Here is a 26607-nt window from a genome sequence, read left to right as displayed (position 1 = left end):
CGCTACGATGACCGGGGCCGGTGGACCGTACCCGGCCGGGTCAGACCGACATAACCAAGCCGGCCGACCCCAATCCCCGCTCCCGGAGGGTATTTCCGTGCCGGCTGGAACGCTGTATCGCGGCCGGGAAGGCATGTGGTCCTGGGTGGCTCATCGAGTCACCGGCGTCCTCATCTTCTTCTTCCTGTTCGTACACGTCCTCGACACCGCTCTCGTCCGCGTCTCTCCCGAGGCGTACGACGATGTCGTGGCCACCTACAAGACCCCGCTCGTGGCATGTCTCGAATACGGGCTCGTCGCCGCCATCCTGTTCCACGCGCTGAACGGCCTTCGGGTCATCGCCGTGGACTTCTGGTCCAAGGGACCCCGCTACCAGAAGCAGATGCTCTGGACCGTGCTGGGCGTCTGGATCGTGCTGATGGTCGGCGCCCTGTACCCCGTGCTCGGTCACGCCGTACGCGAAGTCTTCGGGAGCTGAGTCAAGAAATGTCCGCTGAGACCTCTTCCGCAGTCGGTCCCGTCGAGGGCGTAAGCCTGTACGACGTGGACAACCCTGCGCCCGTCATCGAGCCGCCGCGTGCGCGCACCTCGAAGACGCCCCGCGCCACGCGCACCAACTTCGAGCTGTACGGCTGGCTGTTCATGCGCCTGTCCGGCGTCGTGCTCGTCGTACTCGTCCTCGGCCACCTCCTCATCCAGCTGGTGCTGGACGGCGGCGTGAGCAAGATCGGCTTCGCCTTCGTGGCGGGCCGCTGGGCCTCGCCGTTCTGGCAGGCCTGGGACCTGATCATGCTGTGGCTGGCCATGCTGCACGGCGCCAACGGCCTGCGTACCGTCATCAACGACTACGCGGAGAAGCCCAAGACGCGCTTCTGGCTGAAGAACCTGCTGTACACCGCCACGGTGTTCACCGTCCTTCTGGGCACGCTGGTGATCTTCACCTTCGACCCGAACATCCGCTAGGCCCGGGGCTGAGGCAACCAAGATGAAGATTCACAAGTACGACACCGTCATCGTCGGCGCCGGTGGCGCGGGCATGCGCGCGGCCATCGAGTCGACCAAGCGCAGCCGCACCGCCGTCCTGACGAAGCTCTACCCCACGCGTTCCCACACGGGCGCGGCGCAGGGCGGCATGGCCGCGGCGCTGGCGAACGTGGAGGAGGACAACTGGGAGTGGCACACCTTCGACACGATCAAGGGCGGCGACTACCTGGTCGACCAGGACGCAGCCGAGATCCTGGCGAAGGAGGCCATCGACGCGGTCCTCGACCTGGAGAAGATGGGCCTGCCGTTCGGCCGTACGCCGGACGGCACCATCGACCAGCGCCGTTTCGGCGGTCACTCCCGCAACCACGGCGAGGCCCCGGTCCGCCGGTCCTGCTACTCGGGCGACCGCACCGGCCACATGATCCTCCAGACCCTCTACCAGAACTGCATCAAGGAGGGTGTGGAGTTCTTCAACGAGTTCTACGTCCTCGATCAGCTCATCGTGGAGGAGGACGGCGTAAAGAAGTCCGCGGGCGTCGTCGCGTACGAGCTGGCCACCGGTGAGATCCACGTCTTCCAGTCCAAGTCGGTCATCTACGCCTCGGGCGGCACCGGCAAGTTCTTCAAGGTGACCTCCAACGCGCACACCCTGACCGGTGACGGCCAGGCCGCGTGCTACCGCCGCGGTCTGCCGCTGGAGGACATGGAGTTCTTCCAGTTCCACCCGACGGGCATCTGGCGCATGGGCATCCTGCTGACGGAGGGCGCCCGCGGTGAGGGCGGCATCCTCCGCAACAAGGACGGCGAGCGCTTCATGGAGAAGTACGCGCCGGTCATGAAGGACCTCGCGTCCCGTGACGTGGTGTCCCGCTCCATCTACACGGAGATCCGTGAGGGCCGCGGCTGCGGTCCCGAGGGCGACCACGTCTACCTCGACCTCACGCACCTGCCGCCGGAGCAGCTCGACGCCAAGCTCCCGGACATCACCGAGTTCGCGCGTACGTACCTGGGCATCGAGCCGTACACGGACCCGATCCCGATCCAGCCGACCGCGCACTACGCCATGGGCGGCATCCCGACGAACGTCCAGGGTGAGGTCCTCCGCGACAACACCACCGTCGTTCCCGGCCTGTACGCCGCCGGCGAGGTCGCCTGCGTCTCGGTGCACGGCGCCAACCGCCTCGGCACCAACTCGCTGCTCGACATCAACGTCTTCGGCAAGCGGGCCGGCATCGCCGCCGCCGAGTACAGCCACACGAACGACTTCGTGGAGCTGCCCGAGGACCCGGCGTCGATGGTCGTCGACCAGGTCGAGCGGCTGCGCAACTCCACCGGCACCGAGCGCGTGGCCGCGCTCCGCCTGGAGCTGCAGGAGACGATGGACGCCAACGTCATGGTCTTCCGCACCGAACAGACGATCAAGACGGCGGTCGAGAAGATCGCCGAGCTGCGCGAGCGCTACCGAGACGTGTCCATCCAGGACAAGGGCAAGCGCTTCAACACGGACCTCCTGGAGGCCGTCGAGCTGGGCAACCTGCTCGACCTGGCCGAGGTCATGGCCGTGTCCGCGCTGGCGCGCAAGGAGTCCCGCGGCGGTCACTACCGCGAGGACTTCCCCACCCGCGACGACGTCAACTTCATGCGCCACACCATGGCGTACCGCGAGGTCACGGCCGACGGCACCGAGTCGATCCGGCTCGACTACAAGCCGGTCGTCCAGACCCGCTACCAGCCGATGGAGCGTAAGTACTGATGGCTACCCCGACCATGGACAAGGTGGAGAAGGACGGCAAGGGCGCGCCCGAGGCCGGCTTCGCCGACTCTCCGTACATCAAGGTCACCTTCCGGATCCGCCGGTTCAACCCGGAGGTCTCCGAGGACGCCGAGTGGCAGGACTTCGAGGTCGACATGGACCCGAAGGAGCGCGTGCTCGACGCCCTGCACAAGATCAAGTGGGACCAGGACGGCACGCTCACCTTCCGCCGTTCCTGCGCCCACGGCATCTGCGGCTCGGACGCGATGCGGATCAACGGCAAGAACAGGCTCGCCTGCAAGACGCTGATCAAGGACATCAACCCGCAGAAGCCGATCACGGTCGAGGCCATCAAGGGCCTGACGGTCCTCAAGGACCTGATCGTGGACATGGAGCCGTTCTTCCAGGCCTACCGCGACGTGATGCCCTTCCTCATCACCAAGGGCAACGAGCCGACGCGCGAGCGTCTGCAGTCCGCCGAGGACCGCGAGCGCTTCGACGACACCACCAAGTGCATCCTGTGCGCCGCGTGCACGTCCTCGTGCCCGGTGTTCTGGAACGACGGCCAGTACTTCGGCCCGGCGGCCATCGTCAACGCGCACCGCTTCATCTTCGACAGCCGTGACGAGGGCGGCGAGCAGCGGCTCGAAATCCTCAACGACAAGGACGGTGTGTGGCGCTGCCGCACGACGTTCAACTGCACGGACGCCTGCCCGCGTGGCATCGAGGTCACCAAGGCCATCCAGGAAGTGAAGCGCGCGCTGATCACGCGTCGCTTCTAGTCCACCACCGGTCGCTGCCCGCAGCCTCCGGTCCCCCGGGGTCCGCTTTCCTCACGGAGAGCGGGCCCCGTAGTGGTTTCTTCAGGGTCTCACCGGGGGCCAACCCCATGGCCCGGTGCGCACCCGCCCGGAAGAATCGCGGGCATGAGACACTCCAGCAGCTCCAGCAACTCCCTCATTCCCCGGCCTCGTTGGTGCGTGGCACTGGCTGCCGGTGTCGCCCTGTCGACGCTCGTGGCGCTCCCCGCGACGGCCGCCACCGCGCCCCCGCAGCAGCAGCGGACGACCGCTTCCGTACCCCTCGACCGGGCGGCGCTGCGGGCGTCGATCACAGGGCTGAACCCGGCCGAGTTCACCGGGGTGCTGGTACGGGCCGGCGGGGAGCGCGGCGACCTGTGGAAGGGGACGTCGGGGGCCACCGTACCGACCCCTGACGCGCACTTCCGGATCGGCAGCATCTCCAAGATGTTCACCGCGACCGTGGTGCTCCAGCTGGTCGGGGAGGGGCGGCTGAGCCTGGACGACACCGTGCAGGAGCGCCTGCCGGGACTGCTGGACGCGGGTTACGTCCACCCCGTCACCGTACGGAACCTGCTCGACCACACCAGCGGACTGCCCAAGCCGCCGGCGAAGATCGTCGAGGGCACCGGCGTCGAGGTCGTGCGGTCGGCGACGCGGGGGCTGACACCCACCGAGCCGGGGAAGACCCAGCAGTACCACGGCATCAACTACTTCATCCTGGGCGTGCTGGTGGAGAAGGTCACCGGGCACAGCTTCGCGAGCGAGACCGAGCGGCGGATCATCCGGCCGCTGGGGCTGCGGCACACGTCCGTACCCGACATCGAGGACACGTCGATGCCCTCCCCGTACACGCGCGGCATGGTGGCGGCGGGGCCGGACAGCCCGCTCGACGTGGAGACGACGCGGCAGCGGCCGTGGCCCTGGGCCGAGGGCGGGATGATCTCCACGGCCGGGGACCTGGAGCACTTCCAACGGGCTTTGTTCCAGGGGAGGTTGCTGAAGCCCGCCCAGCAGCGGCAGGCGTTCGAGGTGCCGGACCACATCGAGGGCGCGTCGTACGCGGCGGGCGGCTTCCAGCGGTTCCGGATGCAGGGGCTGCCGGAGATCTGGGGCAAGACCGGGTCGCGCCCCGGCTACACCAGTGGCGTCTTCGCCACCAGGGACCTGAAGCGGCGTCTGGTGTACTCCTTCAACTCCACGGGGCGGGCGTCGGCGGAGACAGGGCTGAAGACGCTGCTGCGGGTGGCTGACGCGGCGTTCTGAGGGCGGGCGCTTCTGGACCGGGTCCGGTCCATAAGCCCCCCCGCCCTCTCCGGTCAGAGCCGGCTCAGCTCCCACAGCCGCCAGAGGCCCGTGCCGTCCGACAGGTACTGCACGCCGCCGACCCGGCCGTTGCTCAGGACGTAGTCCTTGGTCTGCCACAGCGGCACCAGCGGCACGTCCTGCGCGACGATCTTGTGCATCGCCTTGAAGTCCTCGACGGCGTCGCTGCGCTGGGAGGTGCGCTGCGTGCTGACGATCAGCTTCTCGATCTGCGGGTTGGCGTAGTCGTTCGCGTTGCTGTTGCCCTTGCCGACGAGCGGCTGGCTGTAGTTGTCCGGGTCCGGGAAGTCGGCGACCCAGCCGACGTTGTACGCGTCGAACCTGCCCGCCTTGTAGTCCGTCTGGAAGTCGTCCCAGACCTTCTTCTCCTTCAGCGTGACGGAGAACAGGCCCGACCCGTCCAACTGCTTCTTCAGCTCCCTGGCCTCGGGCCGGGTCGCGCCGCCCTTGGCGTACCCCAGGGTGAACTTCACCGGGATGTCGACGCCCGCCTCGACCAGTGCCGCCTTCGCCTTCTTCACGCTGGGCCTCGACGTGGCGTCGAAGAAGGGGGTGCCGTGGCCGAGGACGCCCTTGGGGATGGCGTCGTAGAGCGGCTCGACGGTGTTGAAGTAGACGTCGTGGACCAGCTTCGGGCGGTCCACGAGGTACGAGACGGCCCGGCGGACGTCCCTGTCGGCGAAGGGCGAGGTCTTGCGGACGTTCAGGACCATGTTGCGGGTCTCGGTCGCGTCGACCTCGCTGACCTGGACGTTCGGGTCGCCCGGGGCCAGCTTGGAGATCATCTCGGGCGGCAGTTGGCGGTGGGCGACGTCGAGTTCCTTGCCCTCCCACGCCTTCTGCATGTCCTCGGACGCCTCGAAGTAGTTCACCTCGACCGGCTGGCCGGCCTTCTCGACGGCCCCCTTGTACTGGGGGTTCGGGGCCAACTGGGCGAGCTTGCCCTTCGTGTACGAGGTGACGACGTACGGCCCCGAGCCGTCGACCCCGGCGTCCTTGCGCTGGGACGTCGCCGGGTACTTCGCACTGTCGACGATCGAGCCCGCGCCCGAGGCCACCTTGAAGGGGAAGGTGGCATCGCCCGAGTGCAGGTTGAAGGTGATCAGCTGCCCCTCGACGGAGACCGACTTCAGCGTGGTGAAGAGGGAACGCGGGCCCACCTCCTGCCCGTTGCGCAGGATGCGGTCGTAACTGAACTTGACGTCCTCGGCGGTGATCTTCTTCCCGTTGGAGAAGGCCAGGTTGTCCTTGAGCTCGCACTGGTACGTCATGAGCTTCTGCCCGACGAAGCGGCATCCCTTGGCCGCGTCGGGAGTCGGCGTCGCCGCGCCGGTCTTGAGCGTCAGCAGCGACTGGTAGAGGTTGCCGTAGAGCGCCCAGGAGCCCACGTCGTACGCGTAGGCCGGGTCCAGTGAGGACGCCTTGTCCGTCGTACCGACCTTGATGGCGGCAACGCTGTCGCCGTCGGAGGGGAGGAGCTGCCAGGCTCCGACCGCAGCTGCTGCCACGACTGCCGCTGAGACGATGACACGCAGGCGGATGGATCCCATCGACCGCATATTGACTTGCTCTCCTCGCACTACCCCACCCAGCGGGCAGGCGGAAGTTCCCCACGCCCAGCCCCACGATTCGTTCACCTAATCACACGAATTAGGGCCACGGAAGGGGCAATTCTTTCCGAAGTGACACATGGGGCACAGGTGATCCACAACTGGTCCATGTGTCGGGGCGCAGGTCAGAGCAGCTGTCGGAGGGCTTCGCCGAGGACGGCCACCCCTTCGGCGATCTCGGTGGGGGTGCTCGCGGCGTAGCCGAGGACCAGCCCCGGCCGGTGCGGGCACTGGCAGTGCCAGGACAGTGGCTGGACCTTCACGTCGCGGGCGAGCGCCGCGGCGGCGAGGTCGGTGTCGGCGAAATCGGGGCCCTCGGCGTCGGGGCCCTCGGCGTCGGCGACATCGGGACCGGCGGTGTCGGGCCCGGCGGCATCCGGACCGGCGGTGTCGCTCTCGAAGGTGATCGTCAGGTGCAGGCCCGCCGCGGTGCCGTGCACGGTCGCGTGCGGGAGGTGGGTGCGGATCGCGGTGATCATGGCGTCGCGGCGACGGCGGTACATCGTCGCGGTCGACCGGTCCGAGGAATCACTCGCCCAGGCCCGCGCCCACGTCACGGACCTCCTCCCGGGCGCCCCGGTGGAGTGGCACCGCGCAGATCTGCTCGAACTCCCCTTTCCCGACGCGGAGTTCGACCACATCTTCGTCTGCTTCGTCCTGGAACACCTGGCGGATCCCCTGCGCGCCCGGGCCGGGCTGCGGCGCATGCTGCGCCCCGGAGGCACCATCACGGTGATCGAGGGAGACCACGGATCGGCGTTCTTCCACCCCGACAGCGCTCACGCCCGCGCCGCGATCGACTGCCAGGCCCGCCACCAGGAGGCGGCGGGCGGAAACGCGCTGCTCGGCCGACAGGTGCAGCCGTTGCTGACGGGCGCCGGATCCGAGAGCGTCGAGGTCAGGCCCCGTACTGTCTATGCCGACGAGACCCGGCCCGGCCTGGTCGACGGCTTCACCCGCAACACCTTCATCGCCATGGTCGATTCCGTCCGGGACGACGCACTGGCCGCCGCGCTCACCACCGGGGCCGACTGGGACCGGGGCATCACGGACCTGCGCAGGACCGCCACCCCCGGCGGGACGTTCCACTACACCTTCTTCAAGGGCGTCGCGGTCAACCCGACGGCAACTCCCCCTAGCGCACGGCCAGTTGTACGAGGGTGATGTCGGACGGTGCACCGACGCGGACCGGCGGGCCCCAGGCGCCCGCGCCGCGGGAGACGTAGAGCTGGGTGTCGCCGTAGCGTTCCAGGCCCGCGACGGTGGGGTTGGCGAGTTCGGCGATGAGGTTGCCGGGCCAGAGCTGGCCGCCGTGGGTGTGGCCGGAGAGCTGGAGGTCCACGCCGTGCCGGACCGCTTCGTGGATCTGGACCGGCTGGTGGGCGAGGAGCACGGAGGCGCGGGCACGGTCGCGGTCGCCCAACGCCCGTACGAAGTCCGGTCCTTGGCCGTACGCCTCGCCGCCGACGTCGTTGACCCCGGCGAGGTCGAAGCCGGGTATCTCGACGCGGGCGTTCTCCAGGGGGTGCAGGCCCAGTTCGCGGATGTGGGCGAGCCAGGGGGCGGCGCCCGCGTAGTACTCGTGGTTGCCGGTGACGAAGAAGTTGCCGTGCTTCGAACGGAGTTGAGCGAGCGGCTCGGCGGCCCTGCCCAGGTCCTCGACACTGCCGTCGACCATGTCGCCGACGACCGCGATCAGGTCCGGCTGGGTGGAGTTGATGGCGTCCACGATGCGCTGGGTGTGGGCGCGGCCGAGGATGGGACCGAGGTGGATGTCGCTGACGACGGCTATGCGGAAGCCGTGGGCGGGGCGGGGGAGTCTGGCGAGGGGGACGGTGACGCGCTTGATGCGGGGGCCGCTCAGGACGCCGTACGCGCCGTAACCGACGATCCCTGCACCAGCCACGGCTGCGGCGGCGCCGACGGCCCGGGAGACGAAGAGGCGTCGGGAGGGGGTGGGGCGGGGGCGGGCGGGAGCGGTCGCGAGGGGTGCGGCTCCGCCGGGGGCCGCCCCCTTGCCCACCCTTCCCCAAGCTCTCGGCTTCGCTCGACCAGGGGAGGCCCCACTCGCCCCCGGGGGGTGGCCCCGCTGCCCAAGGAGGCTGGGGGCCTGCTGACCAAGGAGGCTGGGGGGCGGCTGGTCGGAGGGCGGCGGCTCAGCGTCCCGCGTACGCGGCCACCGTAGGAGAAGCGGGCGTATCGCCTCGCCCGCCAGCAGCGCCAGCGTCACGTACAGGAGCAGGGCCAGCCAGAGGAAGCCCGGCCAGGCGAGGACCTGTTGGAGCCAGAAGGGGGCGCCTATTCGACCGGACATCACCGCGCCTACCGACATCAGCGGGAGGATTACGACGCCCGCCGCCCCCGCCCGCCGCACGCGCCGCCCCCGTACGGACGTCGTGGTCGTGTCGCGGACCAGGCGCTTCCACACGTACCAGTGGACCGTGGCGAGCAGCCCGACCACGCAGAGGACGATCAGGACGACCACCACGGTCACAGTCGTCGCCTACGCCTTCTCGCGTCGCAGCGCCCGCACCGAACGGAACCCGATCACGCCGACAGCCGTCCCCAGAAGGAAGGACGTCACGGCGAGCAGCAGGTGCACCCAGAAGTAGGCGGTCGGGTCGCCCGCGTCGTCGAAGGCGAGACCGCTCCCGTCCTTGATCAAGTTTTTGACGAAAGTGACCCAGATGAACCAACTCCACACCCCGAAGGCGAGCAGGAACCAGGACGCGGAGCGGTTGAGCTTCATGGGCCCAGTATCGCCGTCGGCCGGCCTGGCAGGTCGGCGGGGTGCGAAGGAGGCCGGGCACACGGCGACCGGGCACACGGGGGACCGCACCCTTGGGCTGGTCCGGCGGCTGTTGCGGCGGGTCACCCCCGGTATGACCGGAACCACAGGTGGGCCCTGTACGTTCACGTCCGTGTCTGCCGTGAAAAGGACCGCCGTCGCGGTCGCCTCCGCCGCCCTGCTGGTGCCCCCGATCCTCTTCGTACCGGCAGCGCATGCCGCCGGTCCGGATCCGAAGTCGGACGACAAACCGAAGCCGCCGGCCTCGATGTCGTCGGTCGGCGGCGAGAAGCTGGGGAAGGCGGGGACGCAGGTGGATCTGCTTCCCGGCGCTCCCGTGCTGCCCAAGGGGTTGTCCGGGCGGTCGTGGATCGTCGCGGACGCGGAGAGCGGCGAGGTGCTGGCCTCGCACAACGCGCACTGGCGGCTGGCCCCCGCGTCCACCCTCAAGATGCTGTTCGCGGACACGGTGCTGCCGCGGCTGCCCAAGGACCAGGTCTACAAGGTCAAGCCGGCCGACCTGGAGGGCATGGGTGACGGCAGCAGTCTGGTCGGGGTGAAGGAGGACCTCGACTACAAGGTCCACGACCTGTGGCGCGGAGTGTTCCTCAAGTCGGGCAACGACGCCGTACACGTGTTGACGGCGATGAACGGCGGCCTGCGCAAGACCGTCGCCGACATGAACGCGCACGCCCGCGAGCTCCAGGCCGTGGACACGCAGGTCGTCTCGCCCGACGGTTACGACTCCCCCGGCCAGGTCTCCAGCGCGTACGACCTCACGCTGATCGCCCGGTCCGGGATGCAGAAGAAGGACTTCCGGGAGTACGCGGCGACCGCGCGCGCCAAGTTCCCCGGCGGGAAGCTGCCGGACGGCAAGCGCGACAGCTTCGAGATCCAGACCACCAACCGGCTGATGACGGGTGAGGACGGCGTCTCCCCGTACCCGGGCATCGCGGGCGTCAAGAACGGCAACACGACGCATGCCGGATCCACTTTCACCGGGGTCGCCCAGCGCGGCGAGAAGGTCCTGCTGGTGACCGTCATGAACCCGCAGTCCGACGAGAGCCAGGCGGTCTACAAGGAGACCGCGCGGCTGCTCGACTGGGGCTTCCAGGCGGCCGGGCGGGTGAAGCCGGTCGGTGAGCTGGTCGCGCCGCGTTCGGTGGACACCAGCTCCGGGAAGGGCGCTCCTCCGGCGAAGGGCAAGGGCAAGGCGAAGGACGGGGCGAAGGAGAGTGCGGCGCCGACCCGGCTGGCCGCCGTGGACGGCGGGTCCAGCGGGGTCGGCATCGCGCTCGCGGTGGCGGGCGGGATGCTCGTGGTGCTGGCCGGTGCGGTGTTCCTGGTCAACCGGAAGTGGCCGGTGCCTGCGCTGTCGCGCCGCCGTCCGCAGCCGTAGCGCCGCCGTCGGCGCCGGGGCCCGTCCCGTCCGCGTGCGGTGCCGCCGTCCAGGCGGCGCAGCACAGCGTCAGCTTCGCCGTGAAGTTGATCCACAGGAGCAGCGCGACCGGCACGCCGAACGCCCCGTACATGCTCTTCGAGGCGACGCCGCTCATGTAGCCGCCCAGCAGCATCTTGAGGAGCTCGAAGCCGACCGCGCCGATCAGGGCCGCGGTGATGAGGCGGTGCCGCTCGGGGTGCACTCCGGGCAGCAGCGTCAGGACGTACAGCAGGAGCAGGAAGTCCGCGCCGACCGCGACCAGCAGGGCGGCGATCCTCAGCAGGACGCCGCCCGCGCCGCTCTCGGGGATGTCCAGGGCGCGGGCGGTCCAGCCGACGGCCGTGGAGCCGATGGCGGACGCCAGGAGCGACCCGAGGCCCGCGCCGCCGAGGCCGAGCAGGACGAGCCCGTCCTTGGCCTTGCGGAGGATCGGATTCCCCTCGTCGGCGTCGTCCAACTGCCATACGGCGCGCAGGCATTCGCGCATCGATCCGACCCAGCCGATGCCGGTGAAGAGGAGCAGTGCGCCCGCGACGATGCCGACGGTGCCCGCGTTGTTGATGAGGGCGTCGATGTCGAGCTGGTCGGAGATGCCGGGGACCTGCTCGGCGATGCGGCTCTTGAGGTCGCGGACCTGCTCCTTGCTGAGCACGGCCGCGCCGATCGCGGCGGCGACGGTGATCAGCGGGAAGAGCGCCAGGAAGCTGATGAAGGTGATCGCCGCGGCGAGCCTGCTCCACTTGGCCCGGTCGAGCGTCTCGTACGTGCGCCAGGCGTGCGTTCCCATCAGGCGCACGACGAGCGGCCCGACGACGGGGAGGTTCTTCAGCCAGTCCATGTTCCCTCTGTACCTGCCTGCCCTTTTGTGCCGACCAACCCTTTTGCACTGAATACCAGAGTGCGTGTACCCCAAAAACGCAGGCAGGTGGCGAGCGCCATGCCGACGACCGAGCCGGAGACGGTGTCGGCCTGCGGCGAGGTCAGGCCGAGCCCGTGGTGCGAGAGCACCAGGCAGAGCAACTGGACCAGTGCGCCCGCCACGTTGACGGCGAAGAAGATGCCGTACCGGCGCAGCCGCGACACGTGCACGGCCTGGTTCTTGTACGTGCCCAGGGCGTTGCCCGCGTACGCGACGGTGCATCCGGCGAGGAACGCGACGGCCTTCGCGGAGAGCGGGTCCCAGCCGAGGGGGCCGCGCAGCCAGACGAAGAGGGCCAGGTCGGCGAGGTAGGCGCAGCCGCCGACGGCGGCGAAGGAGCCGGTCTCCGACCAGTCGGGGGCGCGTCTGCTCACAGGTCGGCGACGGCGAGGCCGTACATCGCCATCCAGATCAGGCCGATGAGCGCGAGGCCGCGGTCGCGCAGGACGACGTCCTCGGGGGCTCCGGCGGTGCCCCGGTCGGCGAAGACCGCGTACCGCAGGATTCCGGCGATGAAGGCGACCATGGACAGTTCGCGCCAGGGCAGCAGGCCGCCGTCGCCCGGCGTCGAGCCGGGGGCGCCGCCGTGCTCCATGGCCCACAGGCAGTAGCCGAGTACGGAGACCCCGGCGGCGAGCTGCCAGACGAACCGCAGGTAGCCGGTGGTGTATTCGCCGAGCAGCGCCCGGGTGCGGCCCTTGAGCGGGCTGTCGGCCATCTGGACGGCCTCGGAGTAGCGCTTGGCGGAGACCATGAACAGCGCGCCGAAGCCGGTGGTGATCAGGAACCAGCGGGAGAGCGTGATGTCGAGCGCCACTCCGCCGATCATCGCGCGCATCAGGAAGCCCGCGGTGACGACGAGCAGGTCCAGGACGAGTACGTGCTTGAGGCGCAGGCAGTAGGCCATCTGCATGACCACGTAGCCGGTGAGGAGGGCCGCGGTCATCGGGTTGCAGAGGAAGGCGGCGGCGGTCGGCGCGAGGATGCCGAGCGCGGCGCCGGTGGCGTACGCGACGGGGACGGGGACCTGTCCTGCGGCGACCGGGCGGCGGCACTTGGTGGGGTGTGCGCGGTCGGCCTCTGCGTCGAGGGCGTCGTTGATCAGGTAGACGGCGGACGCGGCTGCCGTGAACAGGGCGAAGACGACGGCCAGTTGGACCACCGAGCGGGTGGAGAAGAGCTGTCCCGCGGCTGCCGGGGCGGCCACCACGAGGCTGTTCTTGATCCACTGGCGGGGGCGTGCGGTGCGCACCAGCCCCAGCAGGAGGCCCGGCAGGCCGAGCCGGTGCAGGCCGAGCCGGCGCAGGACGCGGCGCTGCGGGGGCAGGGTCGCGGCGCCGGAGGCGCGCCGGTCCTGCCGCTTGTCCAGGAGGTCCTGCTGCTTGCCCAGGAGGTCCTGCTGCTTCTCCAGGAGGGGGGCGACGGTGCGGTCAGCCACGGGAGGCCTCCCGTCCCTTCAGCCACTTGGCCCCGAGCCCCGCGGTGAGCCCTCCGAGCAGTGCACCCGCGGCGACGTCGCTCGGGTAGTGGACGCCGGCGACGAGGCGGGACACGCACATCGCGGCGGCCAGCGGCGGGACGACCTGTCTGCCGAAGGGGCCGAGCGCGCCGAGGGCGACCGCGGCTGCGGCGGCCGAGGTGGCGTGCGAGCTGGGGAAGGAGTGCCGGCCCAGGGTCTTCACCAGGGGCTGCTGCGCGGGCAGTCGGGGGCGCGGGCGGCGCACCACGCGCTTGACGCCCATGCTCGCCGCCTGGGCCGCGCCGATCAGCGCCGCACCTCTCAGCCAGGCGCCGCGCCGGTCGCGGTCGACGGCCGCGCCGACGAGTCCGGCGGCGAGCCAGAGGGCGCCGTGCTCACCGCTGAAGGAGAGGGCGCGGGCGGCGGCGGCCACCCGTGGGTCCGTTCCGCAGTCGCGCATCGCGGACAGCAGACGGTGGTCCACTTCTCGCATCTGTCATCCCTTGGATTCGGCGTGCTTCGGCGTGCGTGGCCCGGCGGGGCGCACCTCAGGGAGACTCTTGTCGGTAAAACGCCAATATTCATGACATTTGGTGATGACACTCAATCAACCACCCGTTCCGCCGAAACGTTGTTTAGTTGGACATAAGCGGGCACTTTCAGCGGTACCGTCGCGCCCATGCCTGACTCCGCACCTGCTCACGTGCCCGAGCACCCCGCGCTCTCCGCCGATGCCTTCGCCTCCGTGACCGGCTGGGGCAGGACCGCCCCGACGACCGCGCTGGTGGTCCGTCCCCGTACGTACGAGGAGGCAGCGGCGGCGGTACGCGGCTGCGGGGTGCGCGGCTCCATCGCGCGGGGCCTGGGCCGGGCGTACGGCGACGCGGCGCAGAACGCGGGCGGTTCGGTCCTGGACATGACGGGCCTGGACCGCATCCACAGCATCGACGCGGACGCCGGGGTCGTGGTGTGCGACGCGGGGGTGAGCCTGCACCGGCTGATGGAAGTGCTGCTGCCGCTGGGCTGGTTCGTGCCGGTGACGCCCGGGACGCGGTACGTCACGGTGGGCGGGGCGATCGGCGCCGACATCCACGGCAAGAACCACCACGGCTCGGGCGGCTTCTCCCGGCACGTCCGCTCGCTCCAACTCCTCGGCGCCGACGGGGAGGTGCGTACGGTGCTGCCGGGCACGGACCTGTTCGACGCGACGGCGGGCGGGATGGGCCTGACCGGGGTGATCCTCCTCGCGACCGTACAACTGCTGCCCGTCGAGACCTCTCTGATGTCGGTGGACACGGAGCGGGCCACCGACCTCGACGACCTGATGTCCCGGCTGACGGAGACCGACCACCTCTACCGGTACTCCGTCGCCTGGATCGACCTGCTGGCGCGCGGGGCCTCGATGGGACGGTCCATCCTCACGCGCGGCGACCACGCACCGCTGGACGTACTGCCGGCGCGGGCCCGCCGCCACCCGCTGACGTTCCGCCCCGGCAGGCTGCCGGGCGCGCCCTCCTTCGTGCCGGAAGGACTGCTCGGCCGGAAGTCGGTGGGGCTCTTCAACGAGCTCTGGTACCGGCGGGCGCCCCGCGCGCGCGTGGGCGAGCTGCAGAAGATCTCCACGTTCTTCCACCCGCTGGACGGCGTCCCGCACTGGAACCGGATCTACGGGCGCAGCGGCTTCGTCCAGTACCAGTTCGTGGTCCCGTACGGACAGGAGGAGGCGCTGCGGCGGATCGTGGGCCGGATCTCGCAGCGCGGCTGCCCGTCCTTCCTCGCCGTCCTGAAGCGCTTCGGCGACGCGGACCCGGGCTGGCTGTCGTTCCCCGTCCCCGGCTGGACGCTCGCCCTGGACATCCCGGCGAGCATGCCGCGCCTCGGCGCCTTCCTCGACGAGCTCGACGCGGAGGTGGCCGCGGCGGACGGACGGCTCTACCTGGCCAAGGACTCGCGGGTACGCCCCGAGACGCTCGCCGCGATGTACCCGAAGCTGGCCGGCTTCCGCGCACTGCGGGCCGAACTGGACCCCCACGGGGTCTTCACCTCGGACCTGTCCCGCCGCCTCGCACTCTGACCATCCGCTCTCTGAGGAGTACGTACGTCATGAAGGACGCCTTCGGCACCCCGCAGTCCCTGCTCGTCCTCGGCGGCACGTCCGAGATCGCTCTCGCCACCGCCCGCAGGCTCGTCGCCCGCCGCACCCGTACGGTGTGGCTGGCCGGCCGCCCGTCCCCCGCCCTGGAAGCCGCGGCGGAGCAGCTGCGCGACCTCGGCGCCGACGTCCGTACGGTCGCCTTCGACGCGCTCGACAGTGCCTCGCACGAGGAGGTGCTCGGCAAGGTCTTCACCGAGGGCGACATCGACATGGTGCTGATCGCCTTCGGGCTGCTCGGCGACCAGACCAACGACGAGGCCGAGCCGATGGCCGCCGTACGGGTCGCCCAGACCAACTACACGGGCGCGGTCTCGGCGGGCCTGGTCTGCGCGAACGCACTCCAGGGCCAGGGCCACGGCTCCCTCGTCGTCCTGTCGTCGGTCGCGGGCGAGCGGGCCCGCCGGGCGAACTTCATCTACGGCTCCAGCAAGGCGGGCCTCGACGCGTTCACCCAGGGCCTCGGCGACGCACTGCACGGGACGGGCGTGCACGTGATGGTCGTACGCCCGGGGTTTGTCAGGACAAAGATGACGGAGGGGATGGAGGAGGCTCCGCTCGCGACGACGCCGGATGCGGTCGCGGAGGCCATCGAGTCGGGCCTTCGCCGGAGGGCGGAGGTGGTGTGGGTCCCGGGTGCGCTCCGAGCGGTGATGTCGGCTCTCCGGCACGTGCCGAGGCCCCTGTTCAGGCGACTGCCGGTCTGATTCCTTCGTGCGGGTACGTCGTGGCTGGTCGCGCAGTTCCCCGCGCCCCTGAGCATCCCGCCCTCAGGTGTCTCAGTGGAGGGCGGGGGTGTCGTGGGGCAGACCTTGCGGGGGGATCTCGCCCCGCTCCGTGCCGCCGAACGCGTAGTCGCACAGCTTGCGCCAGATTCCGTCCTGGCCCTGTTCGTAGAGGGCGAAGGAGACGCAGGACCACTCCGCGGCGTACGTCGACAGCTCGTCGTACGCCCGGTCCATGCCCTCCTCCGTGATCCCGTGGGCCACGGTGACGTGCGGGTGGTACGGGAACTGCAGCTCCCGCACCAGCGGCCCCGACGCGTCCCGCACCCGCTTCTGCAGCCACCCGCAGGCGGACGCCCCCTCGACGACCTTCACGAAGACGACAGGCGACAGCGGCCGGAACGTCCCGGTCCCCGACAGCCGCATCGGGAAGGGCCGTACCGACTCGGCGATCGCCGCGAGGTGCGCCTCGACGGCCGGCAGCGCGTCCGCGTCGATCTCGGTCGGCGGGAGCAGGGTGACGTGCGTAGGAATGCCGTGTGCGGCAGGGTCCCCGAAGGCCGCGCGCCGCTCCTGGAGCAGGCTGCCGTACGGCTCCGGGACCGCGATCGAAACGCCGAGCGTTACGGTCCCCACGTCGTTCTCCTCCGTCGTCGGTGCGGGCGCCTCGGCGGTGCGGCCGAGAGGCGTGTACGGGTGCAGTGTGGCGGGCGTACCGCCCTTGGTGCCAGAACCCGAGGTCCGGGGCTTGCGGGACGTACGTCCGCCACCACTGCGCACCGGGTTGCCCGGTGCTCGGCCGTCAGTGCTTGGCCGGCAGGAAGCCGATCCTGTCGTAGGCCTGGGCGAGGGTCTCGGCGGCGACCGCGCGGGCCTTCTCGGCGCCCTTGGCGAGGATCGAGTCCAGCGTCTCCGGGTCGTCCAGGTACGCCTGCGTACGGGTCCTGAACGGCGTCACGAACTCGACCATCTGCTCGGCGAGGTCCGTCTTCAGCGCGCCGTACATCTTCCCCTCGTACTCCTGCTCCAGCTCGGCGACCGACTTGCCGGTGAGGGTGGCGGAGATGGTGAGGAGGTTGGAGACGCCCGGCTTGTTCTCCCGGTCGAACCGGATGACGGTGTCGGTGTCGGTGACCGCGCTCTTGACCTTCTTCGCGGTGACCTTGGGATCGTCGAGGAGGTTGACGAGGCCCTTCGGCGTCGACGCCGACTTGCTCATCTTGATGCTCGGGTCCTGGAGGTCGTAGATCTTCGCCGTCTCCTTGAGGATGTACGGCTCCGGGACGGTGAAGGTCTCGCCGAGGCGCGTGTTGAAGCGCTCCGCGAGGTCGCGGGTCAGCTCGATGTGCTGGCGCTGGTCCTCGCCGACGGGGACCTGGTTCGCCTGGTAGAGCAGGATGTCGGCGACCTGGAGGACCGGGTACGTGAAGAGGCCGACGGTGGTGCGGTCGGATCCCTGCTTCGCGGACTTGTCCTTGAACTGGGTCATCCGGGAGGCCTCGCCGAAGCCGGTGAGGCAGTTCATCACCCAGCCGAGCTGGGCGTGCTCGGGCACGTGGCTCTGCACGAAGAGCGTGCAGCGGTCCGGGTCGAGCCCCGCGGCGAGGAGCTGGGCGGCGGCGAGCCGGGTGTTGGCGCGCAGCTCCGCCGGGTCCTGCGCAATCGTGATGGCGTGCAGGTCCACGACCATGTAGAAGGCGTCGTGCGTCTCTTGCAGAGCCACCCACTGGCGCACGGCGCCGAGGTAGTTGCCGAGGTGGAACGAGCCTGCGGTGGGCTGGATACCGGAGAGCACACGGGGTCGAGAGGCCATGTGAGCCATTCTCTCAGGTGCGGAAACCGGATTCTCATCGGTCGGGAACCGATGCGCCGCTTCCGGTGTGTGAAGTACGTGAGAACGCCGGAGGGGACCATGGAAGGGCACAGCACTGCGGGTGGCCGTGAGACGAGGAACACAGTGCGCTCGGCGGCCCGGCTGCGACGCCTGTACCGGGTGACCCTGCTGCTGGCCGTGTTCGGCCTCACGTGGACGTCCGCCCCGACGGCGTCCGCCGGAGGGCCGACGAGCGTGCTCCTGGTGGCGCCCGCCAGCGGGAGGACCGCTTCGCGGCACGTCTCCGACGGGGAGTACGGACGCCTCGCCGAACTGCTGGAGGACCCTGCGGAGGCGGGCGAGGAGGACCGGAAGGCCAGGCCGCCGCTGGTGACCGCGATGGAGGCGCACCAGATCAACGTGACCTGGCTGATCCACGACAGCAGCCCGTGGCGGCTCCAGCAGGTGTACCCGCAGGAGAGGGGCGGGGCCGTGTGGATACACACGAGCTCCGGCGTCCCGGGGTCGTACGAGGGCACCTGGCACAAGGCGGAGCGGCCCGGGCCGCTGGCCGCCCTGCTGAAGAAGCTCGGGCTGATGGCGCCACCCGGTGGCAAGGGGGTCGGTGCGGTGCCGTTGCCGACGGGGCACCGGCCTCCCGCCCGTGCCGAGCGGTCAGCCGGGGAGGGCCTGCCCGCCGGGTCCGGGGCCACCGCCGGATCCGCGGGGACAAGGACCGTGCCCACGGCGTCCGCCCCTGCCGCCTCCGGTGTGGCGGACGGCTGGTGGTGGGCGATTCCCGGGCTGGCCGCCGGGGCCGCCGGAGCGGTGCTGTTCCTGCGGTGGCGCGGGTCCCGGGGCGCCGGTCCCGGCGAGGCGGACCCGCCGGGGCAGCGGCGTCAACTCCTCGACGTGTGAACGGCGGTCCGAGCGGAAAGTGTGCGGTGGGCGGCAAGGTTTCCACGCCCTCGCGGTGACCGACGATAGAAAGGGGCGCCGCCCACGCCCTTCACCGGACGGCCTGTTCCGCACACCTGACGATCGGAGTTCCCGTGTCGACAACGGACGCCACTACGGATGCCATCGCCTCTGTGGAGGCACACAGTGCGCACAACTACCACCCGCTGCCCGTCGTCGTCGCCGAGGCGGAGGGCGCGTGGATGACCGATGTCGAGGGGCGCCGCTTCCTCGACATGCTCGCCGGGTATTCGGCGCTCAACTTCGGTCACGGCAACCGCCGGTTGATCGAGGCGGCCAAGGCACAGCTGGAAAGAGTCACGCTGACGTCGCGGGCCTTCCACCACGACCGGTTCGCCGCGTTCTGCTCCGAGCTCGCCGCCCTGTGCGGCATGGAGATGGTGCTGCCGATGAACACCGGGGCGGAGGCCGTCGAGACGGCCGTGAAGACCGCCCGCAAGTGGGGGTACCGGGTCAAGGGCGTGCCGGACGGGCGGGCCAGGATCGTCGTCGCCTCCGACAACTTCCACGGGCGTACGACGACGATCGTCAGCTTCTCCACGGACCCGGAGGCGCGCGCGGACTACGGCCCGTACACCCCGGGCTTCGACATCGTTCCGTACGGCGACCTGGAGGCGTTGGAGCAGGCGCTGACCGACGACACGGTGGCGGTGCTCCTCGAACCGATCCAGGGCGAGGCGGGGGTGCTGGTGCCGCCGGCCGGATATCTCGCCGGTGTGCGGGAGTTGACCCGCGAGCGGAACGTGCTGTTCATCGCGGACGAGATCCAGTCGGGGCTCGGCAGGACCGGCCGGACCTTCGCCTGCGAGCACGAGGGCGTGGTGCCCGATGTGTACGTGCTGGGCAAGGCGCTCGGCGGCGGGGTGGTGCCGGTGTCGGCGGTGGTCTCGTCGGCGGAGGTGCTGGGTGTGTTCAAGCCGGGCGAGCACGGGTCGACGTTCGGCGGGAATCCGCTCGCCTGCGCGGTCGCGCTCGAAGTGATCGCGATGTTGCGCAGCGGCGAGTTCCAGCAGCGGGCCACCGAGCTGGGCGACCACCTGCACCACGAGCTGAACCTCCTCGTGGGCGAGGGCGCGGTGCGGGCGGTGCGCGGGCGCGGGCTGTGGGCCGGGGTCGACATCGACCCGTCGCGCGGCACCGGGCGGCAGATTTCCGAGCAGCTGATGGAGAGGGGGGTGCTGGTGAAGGACACCCACGGGTCGACCATCCGGATCGCCCCACCGCTGGTGATCAGCAAGGAGGACCTGGACTGGGGTCTTGACCAGTTGCGCGAGGTGCTGAGCGACTGACGGCCGAGTGACCGGCCGCCGGGTGGGACCGCCGGGTGACTGACGGCCCGGTGACCGACGGCTAGAGGATGACGTGGGGCAGGAAGCGGGCGTACTCGTCCGTGACCAGGCCCGACGACTCCCGGATGCCGAGCCCCGCCGCTTCGTCCTCGACGACCCAGGCACCGAGCACCGTGCGGTTGCCGTCGAAGTCGGGCAGCGGGGCCAACTCCTGGTAGCAGACCGGGACTTCGGTGGGGGCGGGTGGCTCGGAGCCCGGCTCGTGGACGGTGACTCCGGCGCCCTCACGGCCGAGGAGGGGCTTGGCGACGTAGCCGGGGCCGTCCGGGGCGGCCAGTTCGCGGGGGCCGTCGAGGTAGGAGGCGAGCAGGTTGGGGTGGCCGGGGTAGAGCTCCCAGAGGACGGCCAGGAGGGCCTTGTTGGAGAGGAGCATCTTCCAGGCGGGTTCGATCCAGCAGGTGGTGCCGGTGCCGCCGCCGTTGTCGAGGGTGGACAGCACGTGCGGGCCGAAGCGGTCGGTGGCCAGCCATTCCCACGGGTAGAGCTTGAAGCAGCTGCGGATGAAGCGGAGCTTCTCGTCGACGAAGCGGCGGGAGAGCCGGTCCCAGCCGATCTGCTCGACGGAGATCGCCTCGGTGCGGATACCGGCCTGTTCGGCGGTCTCACGCAGGTAGGCGACCGTCATGAGGTCCTCGCCGAGCTCGTCGCCCTCGGAGTGGGCGAAGTGCAGCGGGCCCGGCGGCAGCAGCCTGGCCTGCTTCTTCCAGGCGTCGACGAGGCGCTCGTGCAGGGAGTTCCACTGGTCGGCGCCGGGGAAGAGCTCCTCCATCCAGAACCACTGCGGGCTGGCCGCCTCCACGAGGGAGGTGGGGGTGTCGGCGTTGTACTCCAGCATCTTGGCCGGCCCCGTGGAGTCGTAGCGCAGGTCGAACCGGCCGTAGAGGGAGGGGAGTTCGGCGCGGCGGCGCCAGGACTCGGCGATCAGCTTCGCCAGCCTGGGGTCGGTGATCCCGAGGTCCGCGAAACGGTCCTCGGCCACGATGTGCTCGGCGGCGGCCAGGCACATCACGTGCAGTTCCTCGACGACCTCTTCGAGCGCCTCGACCTCGGGCAGCGTGAAGGAGTAGTAGGCGCTCTCGTCCCAGTACGGGCGCAGGGTGTCGTCGGGGTAGCGGGTCAGGGGGTAGATGACCCCCTGCTCCTCGACGATCCGCTGCCAGTCGGGTCGGGGGGTGATGGTGTGACGCTTCATGGCGGTGGCCTTCGGGGGGTCGGTACGGGGCCGGGGCGGCGAGCACAAGGAGGCCAGGGGGTGAGGGGGCAGGCATTCAGGGGCACGGGGAACTGCGCGACCAGCCACGACGTGCCCGCACCATGACCACCAGCCTGGCGGCCGGCCACGACGCACCCGCTCGTACCCGGAGACCTGTTCAGCCCGTCCGGCGATGGAGGACGCGCGGGCGCGGCCCGTGCAGGGGTCCGGGGCTTGAGGACGCGCGGGCGCAGTCCGTGCAGGGGTCCGGGGCTTGCCCCGGCAGTGAGCGCACCCACCCCACCCGCGCGAGCGCCCGCTACCCCCCGCCGGACCCCGAGCAGCCGAACCCGCCCCGGTCCACCGCCTGCTTGTCGAAGCTGCCGCCGGAGACGCGCCGGTTGCTGACGCTGCCGCCGTAGTAGTAGACGCCGCTGTGGCCGGCGCTGCTTCCGCTGCTGCCGCCCCCGTCGTCATCGTCCTCGCACTCGTAGCTCGGAAGCTCTTCCTGGGTGACCGGGTCCACGCATCGCTTGTCCGGTTCGTCGCCGCAGGAGGTGAGGGTCAGGGCGAGCATTCCCATGCCGCCGAGCACCACCGTGCTGGACCTCAGTTTGCGCCGTCGCGCTGCCATGCCCGGCCACTCCCCCGTGTTGCTGCACCGATCGTGTTGCTGCACCGATTGCGATGCCGACTGCTCTACCGACTCTGGACGGTCGACAGACTAGAGGGCTGCCGGGCCCTGAGGAACTTCGGAGCGTCAACCAGCGTTAAGTGAGGTGATTTGCCCGGTGGGAGAAACCACCCCCTTTGATGGTTTATCCTTCATCTATGCGCGGGATTTTCACCCCGCCTCCCCAAACTGCCCCGGTCGGTCTCCCCCGTCCGGCCGGGGCTTCTGCTTTCCCCGCGGGCCGGTGACGGTTCGCGCGGCCGGGTGATCCCTGTACCCCGGCAGTACCCGAGGGCGCCGGGGCTCGTTGCAGACGGCGTGAACACCACCGCAAGCCCCTCCCACATACTGCCGATCTCGATCACCTCGATCCGTTCCGGCCGTGCCGCAGCCAAGCGGCCACCGCTGCCCGTCGTCGCCGCCTGCCGCACCGAGGGCACGACCCTCAGAGTCGCCGTCCAGGGCGAGATCGACCACTTCACGGCTGCCCCGCTGAGCGCACTGCTCGCTTCGGCCGCCGCCTTCGGGCACACCCGCCTCGTGGTCGACGCGTCCCGGGTCACCTTCTGCGACTCCGGCTTCCTCAACGCACTGCTCGCCTGGCGGCGGGGCGGCCGGCGGCTGATCCTGGCCGCGGCGTCCGCCGCCGTGAAACGCCTGCTCGCCGTGGGCCGGAACGCATCCCTGCTGACCGAGGAGGCCCCGAGGTGAGCCCCCGGAACTGACACACCGCTCCTCCCCCCCTCCCCCCCCCACGTCCGCCGGCCCCCGGTCCCGTACAACGCCGTACGGAACCGGGGGCCGACCCGCGTCCCGACGCCCGCTCCGCCCCGTACGCCCCCACTGCGGCAGGGACCTGATCAGCCCTTCGCGGCAGCGCCCTGTTCAGCCTTGCGGCAGCGCCCTGATCAGCGCTTCCAGTGCGCCCGCCCACGCGCTGTCGGTCGGCGTCGCGTACCCGACCATCAGCCCGTCCCGCCGCTCCCCCGGCGCGTCCGGGTGCCGGTACCGGGACAGCCCCTCCACCGCGAGCCCCTGCCAGTGCGCCGCGCGCACCACGGCCTGTTCGCTGCCCGTCGGCAGTTCGAGGATGGCGTTCAGACCGGCCGCGATGCCACTGATCCGTACGCCCGGCGCACGTGCCGCGAGGGCGGCGACCAGGTCGTCGCGCCGCCGCCGGTAGCGCAGCCGCATCGCGCGCACATGACGGTCGTACGCCCCGGAGGCCATGAACTCGGCGAGGGTGAGCTGCTCCAGCGCGCTGGAGGTGTTGTCGTGCGGCGAGAGCAGGCCGGTCAGCTCCTCCGGGAGCACCATCCAGGACAGCCGCAGGCCGGGGGCGAGGGCCTTGCTGGTGGTGCCGAGGTAGACGACCCGGTCCGGGTCGAGGCCCTGGAGGGCGCCGACCGGCTGGCGGTCGTAACGGAACTCGCCGTCGTAGTCGTCCTCCAGGATCAGAGCGCGGGTCCGCCGCGCCCAGTCGACGGCCGCCGCCCGCCGGTCCGGGTGCAGTGCGGCGCCGGTCGGGAACTGGTGCGCGGCGGTCAGCAGCACCGCCCCCACGCCCGTCATTTCCTCCAACTCCCCTGTCTTCGCACCGAGTTCGTCGAGTCCGAGCGGGGGGATGCGCAGCCCGGCGGCGCGGAAGCACTCCCGGTGGTGGTCCAGTCCGTACGCCTCGACGGCCACCGCCTTCGCGGCCGGGGTGCGGTGGCGGAGCACTCCGGCGAGGAAGGTCAGCGCGTTGACGTAGCCGGAGCGGATCACGATGCGTTCGGGGTCGGCGTGCACGCCGCGGGCCCGCGCGAGGTACTCGGCGAGGGCGGTGCGCAGTTCGGTCCTGCCGCGCGGATCCCCGTACCCGAAGGCGTCGTTCGGGGCGGCGGCGAGCGCCTTGCGGTGCGCCTTGAGCCACTCGGCGCGGGGGAAGGTCGAGAGGTCGGGGGCGCCGGGCAGGAGGCTGTGGGTCGGGGCGGTACGGACCCGGTCGCGCGGTGCGGCGGGCGCGCGCGGCTTACGGGGAGCGGCGGTCGCGGCCCGCTCGGCGACGCGGGTGCCGGAGCCCTGGCGGGCGGTGAGCCACCCTTCCGCCACCAGCTCGGCGTAGGCGTCGGCGACCGTGTTGCGGGCGATGCCGAGGTCGGCGGCGAGCGTACGGGAGGAGGGCAGGCGGGTGCCGGGGGCGAGGCGTCCGGTGCGGGCGGCCTCGCGGAGTGCGTCCCGGAGTCCGGTGCGCAGGCCGGGCCCGGCAAGGTCGAGATGCAGGTCGCTGCCGGTGCCCACGCGGGACTCCGGCCGGAGCTCCGCCTGAAAAATGGCCCATGAATCTGTCACGGGAATGGACCATACCCGTGGGCCGCCGGGTGCGTAGCGTAAGAGGCATGACGACGAACGAGAACACCCCCGACACCCCGTACGTCCCCGAGCACACCCCCCGGATGAACTGGTCCGAGCACGCCCCCGACGTCTTCAAGGCCATGCTCCAGCTGGAGAAGGCCACCAGGAAGCACCTCGACCCGGTGGTGGCGGAACTGGTGAAGATCCGCGCCTCGCAGATCAACCACTGCGCGTTCTGCCTGGACATGCACACCAAGGACGCGCTCGCGGCGGGCGAGAGCGTGGAGCGGATCGTCCAGCTCTCGGCGTGGGAGGAGTCGCAGCACTTCTACACGGCGAAGGAGGTCGCGGCGATCGAGCTGACCGAGGCGATCACGGTTCTGACGGACGGGTTCGTCCCGGACGAGGCGTACGAGAAGGCGGCGAAGCACTTCGACGAGGTGGAGCTGGCGCATCTGATCGCGGCGATCAACACGATCAACGTGTGGAACCGGTTCGCGGTGTCGACGCGGATGGTGCCGGGGCACTACGCGGCGGGGTCGGTCAAGCACTGACCTGCGGCGGCGCGGGCCGGGCTGCGGACGCTCCGGGAGGCCAGGTGCTTCGAGCCGCCCCGCAGCCTCGTCGCACGGTGCGGCAGTGACGCACGGCGGCCCGCAGCTCCCGGGGACCGCACAGGGTCCGCAGGAGGATGCGGGCCGCCGCCGCGGTGCCGGTCTCGCGATCAGCCTCGCGAGTCGAACCGGCCGCGCACGGCGTGCGTTCCGGTGATGGCCGCGGCCATCCAGAAGCACGACCCGGACACGGCGATCCGTGCCGGCGTGTGCAGCATCAGGGCGATGACGCACATGAGCACGCCGACGGCGACGCCGGTGGCGATCGCCACGGTGTCACGCCGGACCGGTGTCGCCGGCCTGCCGGTGGCGACCATGATCCCCGCAGACAGGAGCATCATGAGGGCTCCGCTGTAGATGAGCCACGTACTGCTCAAGACCGCTCTCCACTCGTCGTACGGGTGTTGCTACTTGCAGTACCCGCCGGAGTACTGGTTCGGGATGAAGATCCCCGCGGCGAACTTGATCTGGATGCACTTCTTCGCATTCTTCGCCTTGATCGCCGTCGTGGTGATGACTGCGGCGTGCGCGCCCCAATAGATGTTCAAGCCCGGCGGGAGGAACCCGGAAACGACTCCCGACAGAGCCCCGTTGTCGGCGATCTTCCTGGTCTCGCTCTTGCTGAAGTACGCGGTACCCGTCACGATGCCCCACGTGAGCTTGGGGTCGGCGACCACGGGGAAAGCCGTCTTGTCATTGGTCTCGACGGTCTGGACGATGTCATTGCCGTCGAGCTTGTAACGGGTGGGCACGGGCTTGCCGTTGGCGTCCTTGGCCCAGGGCGCGTCGACCGTTCCCACCGGGACGTGAACGCCGTCGCCGCTCTTGCGGTGTACTTCGAAACCGCCTCGCCCGTCCTCGGTGAGACCCGCGCCCTGCGGAAGGTTGAGCCGGAACCGGTGGGTCTCGGGGGCCTTGCCGTCCTTGAGGGTGACGAGGGCACGAGCGCCGCCGTCCGTGGTCGGCTGTACGGCGATGTCGGTGGCTGCCGCGGCGTCGCGGTAGACGATGGTGCCCGCACCCGCCTTGACGCCTTCCACGTCCTTGACGCCCGGCAGCGAAAGGCCGAACGAAGTGCCGTCCGCGGCGACGGCGTTGACGGAGCCGGTCGCCCTGTCCGGTGCGGTGATCGTGACGGCGCCGCCCTCGTTGGCGGTGACGGCCTTGGCCGGTGTGCCCGGAGCGGCCGTCGAGGAAGCGATGTCCGCCGTGCCCGTCGCCTTCTCGACGACGGCAACCGCCTGGCCCGCATCGCCCGGCCGGGTGGCACCGGTGTCGGCGCTGGCGGGCACCGCGGTGGCGAAGAGCGCCAGGCCCGTGGTGACGGACATGGCCGCAACAGTGAGCCTGTTGGACTTGCGGCGAATGGTGGTGCTGGTCTGCACGCCCCGTACCCCTTTTGAGAGTGTTTTTCGGGCACAGCGAAGAAGGCCGCCCTTGTAGAGGGTGGCGGCTCCGCGTGCCCTGTGGTCGAGCTTCACCCCATCAGGTCCAGACCAATGACGCTATGACCGGAGTCACAAGTTGATCTTGATTTTCCTTCAAATAGTTCTCGGTGGGCAGGAAGTACCCACTGAACACAAGGTGTTGAATGCTTTCTGGCCTAAGAATGAAGAGCTGGGCTTCATCTGACATGGCGCCACTTCGAGCCATGCACGGTGGGCCGACAACGCAGCCGCGCCGGGCGTGAC

Annotated in this window: 28 protein-coding genes and 1 pseudogene; 13 read left to right on the top strand and 16 right to left on the bottom strand. The window is 70.4% G+C overall.

All coding sequences use genetic code 11. The annotated features are described in order from the left end of the window. Positions 1-97: 97 nt before the first annotated feature. From sdhC to ACWGIG_RS03690, 5 genes are all read left to right on the top strand, one after another. On the top strand, positions 98-478 hold the full coding sequence (gene sdhC / locus ACWGIG_RS03710; protein ID WP_453319861.1) for a succinate dehydrogenase, cytochrome b556 subunit: 381 nt from the start codon (positions 98-100) through the stop codon (positions 476-478). 8 nt (positions 479-486) lie between these two features. After that, positions 487-963: a succinate dehydrogenase hydrophobic membrane anchor subunit gene (locus ACWGIG_RS03705; protein WP_453319860.1), complete on the top strand. Its 477-nt coding sequence runs from the start codon at positions 487-489 to the stop codon at positions 961-963. 22 nt (positions 964-985) lie between these two features. Beyond that, positions 986-2740: a succinate dehydrogenase flavoprotein subunit gene (gene sdhA / locus ACWGIG_RS03700; protein WP_453319859.1), complete on the top strand. Its 1755-nt coding sequence runs from the start codon at positions 986-988 to the stop codon at positions 2738-2740. Next, positions 2740-3522: a succinate dehydrogenase iron-sulfur subunit gene (locus ACWGIG_RS03695; protein WP_453319858.1), complete on the top strand. Its 783-nt coding sequence runs from the start codon at positions 2740-2742 to the stop codon at positions 3520-3522. The genes sdhA and ACWGIG_RS03695 overlap by 1 nt, the downstream gene beginning before the upstream one ends. 144 nt (positions 3523-3666) lie before the next feature. Then, positions 3667-4806: a serine hydrolase domain-containing protein gene (locus ACWGIG_RS03690; protein ID WP_453319857.1), complete on the top strand. Its 1140-nt coding sequence runs from the start codon at positions 3667-3669 to the stop codon at positions 4804-4806. Positions 4807-4859: 53 nt separating this feature from the next. On the opposite strand, the gene ACWGIG_RS03685 is transcribed toward ACWGIG_RS03690, so the two are convergent. After that, positions 4860-6416 (bottom strand): ABC transporter substrate-binding protein, encoded by a 1557-nt coding sequence (locus tag ACWGIG_RS03685; protein ID WP_453319856.1) that lies wholly within the window; start codon positions 6414-6416, stop codon positions 4860-4862. Positions 6417-6601: 185 nt separating this feature from the next. Further along, positions 6602-6976: pseudogene (locus ACWGIG_RS03680) on the bottom strand (PLP-dependent aminotransferase family protein); the annotation flags it as partial. Here ACWGIG_RS03680 and ACWGIG_RS03675 point away from each other — a divergent pair. Then, positions 6954-7640, top strand: coding sequence for a methyltransferase domain-containing protein (locus ACWGIG_RS03675; protein WP_453319855.1), 687 nt, complete (start codon positions 6954-6956; stop codon positions 7638-7640). The pseudogene ACWGIG_RS03680 and the gene ACWGIG_RS03675 overlap by 23 nt on opposite strands. On the opposite strand, the gene ACWGIG_RS03670 is transcribed toward ACWGIG_RS03675, so the two are convergent. Together ACWGIG_RS03670 and ACWGIG_RS03665 are read right to left on the bottom strand one after the other, a co-directional pair. Then, positions 7612-8970, bottom strand: a complete 1359-nt coding sequence (locus tag ACWGIG_RS03670) for a metallophosphoesterase (protein ID WP_453319854.1) — start codon at positions 8968-8970, stop codon at positions 7612-7614. The two genes, ACWGIG_RS03675 and ACWGIG_RS03670, sit on opposite strands and share 29 nt — an antisense overlap. Positions 8971-8979: 9 nt before the next feature. Then, positions 8980-9225, bottom strand: a complete 246-nt coding sequence (locus ACWGIG_RS03665) for an SCO4848 family membrane protein (protein ID WP_453319853.1) — start codon at positions 9223-9225, stop codon at positions 8980-8982. Between the two features lie 172 nt (positions 9226-9397). Between ACWGIG_RS03665 and ACWGIG_RS03660 the strand changes: the two genes are divergently transcribed. Next, positions 9398-10663, top strand: coding sequence for a D-alanyl-D-alanine carboxypeptidase family protein (locus ACWGIG_RS03660; protein ID WP_453319852.1), 1266 nt, complete (start codon positions 9398-9400; stop codon positions 10661-10663). Here ACWGIG_RS03660 and ACWGIG_RS03655 read toward each other — a convergent pair. From ACWGIG_RS03655 to ACWGIG_RS03640, 4 genes are all read right to left on the bottom strand, one after another. Further along, positions 10611-11543, bottom strand: coding sequence for a YihY/virulence factor BrkB family protein (locus ACWGIG_RS03655; RefSeq protein ID WP_453319851.1), 933 nt, complete (start codon positions 11541-11543; stop codon positions 10611-10613). The genes ACWGIG_RS03660 and ACWGIG_RS03655 overlap by 53 nt on opposite strands. After that, positions 11531-11998, bottom strand: a complete 468-nt coding sequence (locus tag ACWGIG_RS03650; protein WP_453319850.1) for a GtrA family protein — start codon at positions 11996-11998, stop codon at positions 11531-11533. Before ACWGIG_RS03650 ends, ACWGIG_RS03655 begins: the two co-directional genes overlap by 13 nt. Then, a complete protein-coding gene (locus ACWGIG_RS03645; protein ID WP_453319893.1) occupies positions 11995-12951 on the bottom strand; it encodes a decaprenyl-phosphate phosphoribosyltransferase in 957 nt (318 codons plus the stop codon). Before ACWGIG_RS03645 ends, ACWGIG_RS03650 begins: the two co-directional genes overlap by 4 nt. A 103-nt stretch (positions 12952-13054) precedes the next feature. After that, positions 13055-13576 carry a phosphatase PAP2 family protein gene (locus ACWGIG_RS03640; RefSeq protein WP_453319849.1) on the bottom strand — a complete coding sequence of 174 codons (522 nt, stop codon included), beginning with the start codon at positions 13574-13576 and terminating at the stop codon, positions 13055-13057. 186 nt (positions 13577-13762) lie between these two features. Between ACWGIG_RS03640 and ACWGIG_RS03635 the strand changes: the two genes are divergently transcribed. Further along, positions 13763-15157 (top strand): FAD-binding protein, encoded by a 1395-nt coding sequence (locus ACWGIG_RS03635; protein ID WP_453319848.1) that lies wholly within the window; start codon positions 13763-13765, stop codon positions 15155-15157. Between the two features lie 29 nt (positions 15158-15186). After that, complete coding sequence (locus tag ACWGIG_RS03630; RefSeq protein ID WP_453319847.1) at positions 15187-15942, top strand: decaprenylphospho-beta-D-erythro-pentofuranosid-2-ulose 2-reductase; 756 nt, start codon at positions 15187-15189, stop codon at positions 15940-15942. A gap of 72 nt (positions 15943-16014) precedes the next feature. Here the strand turns inward: ACWGIG_RS03630 and ACWGIG_RS03625 are convergent, their stop codons facing one another. Together ACWGIG_RS03625 and trpS are read right to left on the bottom strand one after the other, a co-directional pair. Further along, entirely contained in the window at positions 16015-16596 is a 582-nt protein-coding gene (locus tag ACWGIG_RS03625) for a 2'-5' RNA ligase family protein (protein WP_453319846.1), read from the bottom strand. Positions 16597-16762: 166 nt separating this feature from the next. Beyond that, positions 16763-17773, bottom strand: coding sequence for a tryptophan--tRNA ligase (gene trpS, locus ACWGIG_RS03620; RefSeq protein WP_453319845.1), 1011 nt, complete (start codon positions 17771-17773; stop codon positions 16763-16765). Between the two features lie 99 nt (positions 17774-17872). Between trpS and ACWGIG_RS03615 the strand changes: the two genes are divergently transcribed. After that, on the top strand, positions 17873-18691 hold the full coding sequence (locus tag ACWGIG_RS03615; protein ID WP_453319844.1) for a hypothetical protein: 819 nt from the start codon (positions 17873-17875) through the stop codon (positions 18689-18691). A 134-nt stretch (positions 18692-18825) separates the two neighbouring features. Next, a complete protein-coding gene (rocD, locus tag ACWGIG_RS03610) occupies positions 18826-20040 on the top strand; it encodes an ornithine--oxo-acid transaminase (protein WP_453319843.1) in 1215 nt (404 codons plus the stop codon). A 61-nt stretch (positions 20041-20101) separates the two neighbouring features. Here rocD and ACWGIG_RS03605 read toward each other — a convergent pair whose 3' ends face one another. Together ACWGIG_RS03605 and ACWGIG_RS03600 are read right to left on the bottom strand one after the other, a co-directional pair. Next, complete coding sequence (locus tag ACWGIG_RS03605) at positions 20102-21292, bottom strand: glutathionylspermidine synthase family protein (protein ID WP_453319842.1); 1191 nt, start codon at positions 21290-21292, stop codon at positions 20102-20104. A gap of 319 nt (positions 21293-21611) precedes the next feature. Next, on the bottom strand, positions 21612-21926 hold the full coding sequence (locus ACWGIG_RS03600) for a hypothetical protein (protein WP_453319841.1): 315 nt from the start codon (positions 21924-21926) through the stop codon (positions 21612-21614). Between the two features lie 357 nt (positions 21927-22283). On the opposite strand from ACWGIG_RS03600, the gene ACWGIG_RS03595 reads away from it, so the two are divergent. Next, positions 22284-22676 carry an STAS domain-containing protein gene (locus ACWGIG_RS03595; RefSeq protein WP_453319840.1) on the top strand — a complete coding sequence of 131 codons (393 nt, stop codon included), beginning with the start codon at positions 22284-22286 and terminating at the stop codon, positions 22674-22676. A gap of 174 nt (positions 22677-22850) precedes the next feature. On the opposite strand, the gene pdxR is transcribed toward ACWGIG_RS03595, so the two are convergent. Then, complete coding sequence (gene pdxR / locus ACWGIG_RS03590) at positions 22851-24299, bottom strand: MocR-like pyridoxine biosynthesis transcription factor PdxR (RefSeq protein ID WP_453319839.1); 1449 nt, start codon at positions 24297-24299, stop codon at positions 22851-22853. 47 nt (positions 24300-24346) lie between these two features. On the opposite strand from pdxR, the gene ACWGIG_RS03585 reads away from it, so the two are divergent. Beyond that, a complete protein-coding gene (locus tag ACWGIG_RS03585) occupies positions 24347-24856 on the top strand; it encodes a carboxymuconolactone decarboxylase family protein (protein ID WP_453319838.1) in 510 nt (169 codons plus the stop codon). A gap of 170 nt (positions 24857-25026) precedes the next feature. Here ACWGIG_RS03585 and ACWGIG_RS03580 read toward each other — a convergent pair whose 3' ends face one another. From ACWGIG_RS03580 to ACWGIG_RS03570, 3 genes are all read right to left on the bottom strand, one after another. Beyond that, on the bottom strand, positions 25027-25293 hold the full coding sequence (locus tag ACWGIG_RS03580; protein WP_453319837.1) for a hypothetical protein: 267 nt from the start codon (positions 25291-25293) through the stop codon (positions 25027-25029). A gap of 30 nt (positions 25294-25323) precedes the next feature. After that, positions 25324-26301 (bottom strand): hypothetical protein, encoded by a 978-nt coding sequence (locus tag ACWGIG_RS03575; RefSeq protein WP_453319836.1) that lies wholly within the window; start codon positions 26299-26301, stop codon positions 25324-25326. Between the two features lie 100 nt (positions 26302-26401). Continuing rightward, the coding region (locus ACWGIG_RS03570) for a hypothetical protein (RefSeq protein ID WP_453319835.1) at positions 26402-26607 on the bottom strand (206 nt) is incomplete at its 5' end.

This window comes from Streptomyces sp. NPDC054863 (assembly GCF_053610825.1).
This window is presented reverse-complemented; position numbering and strand designations above follow the sequence as displayed.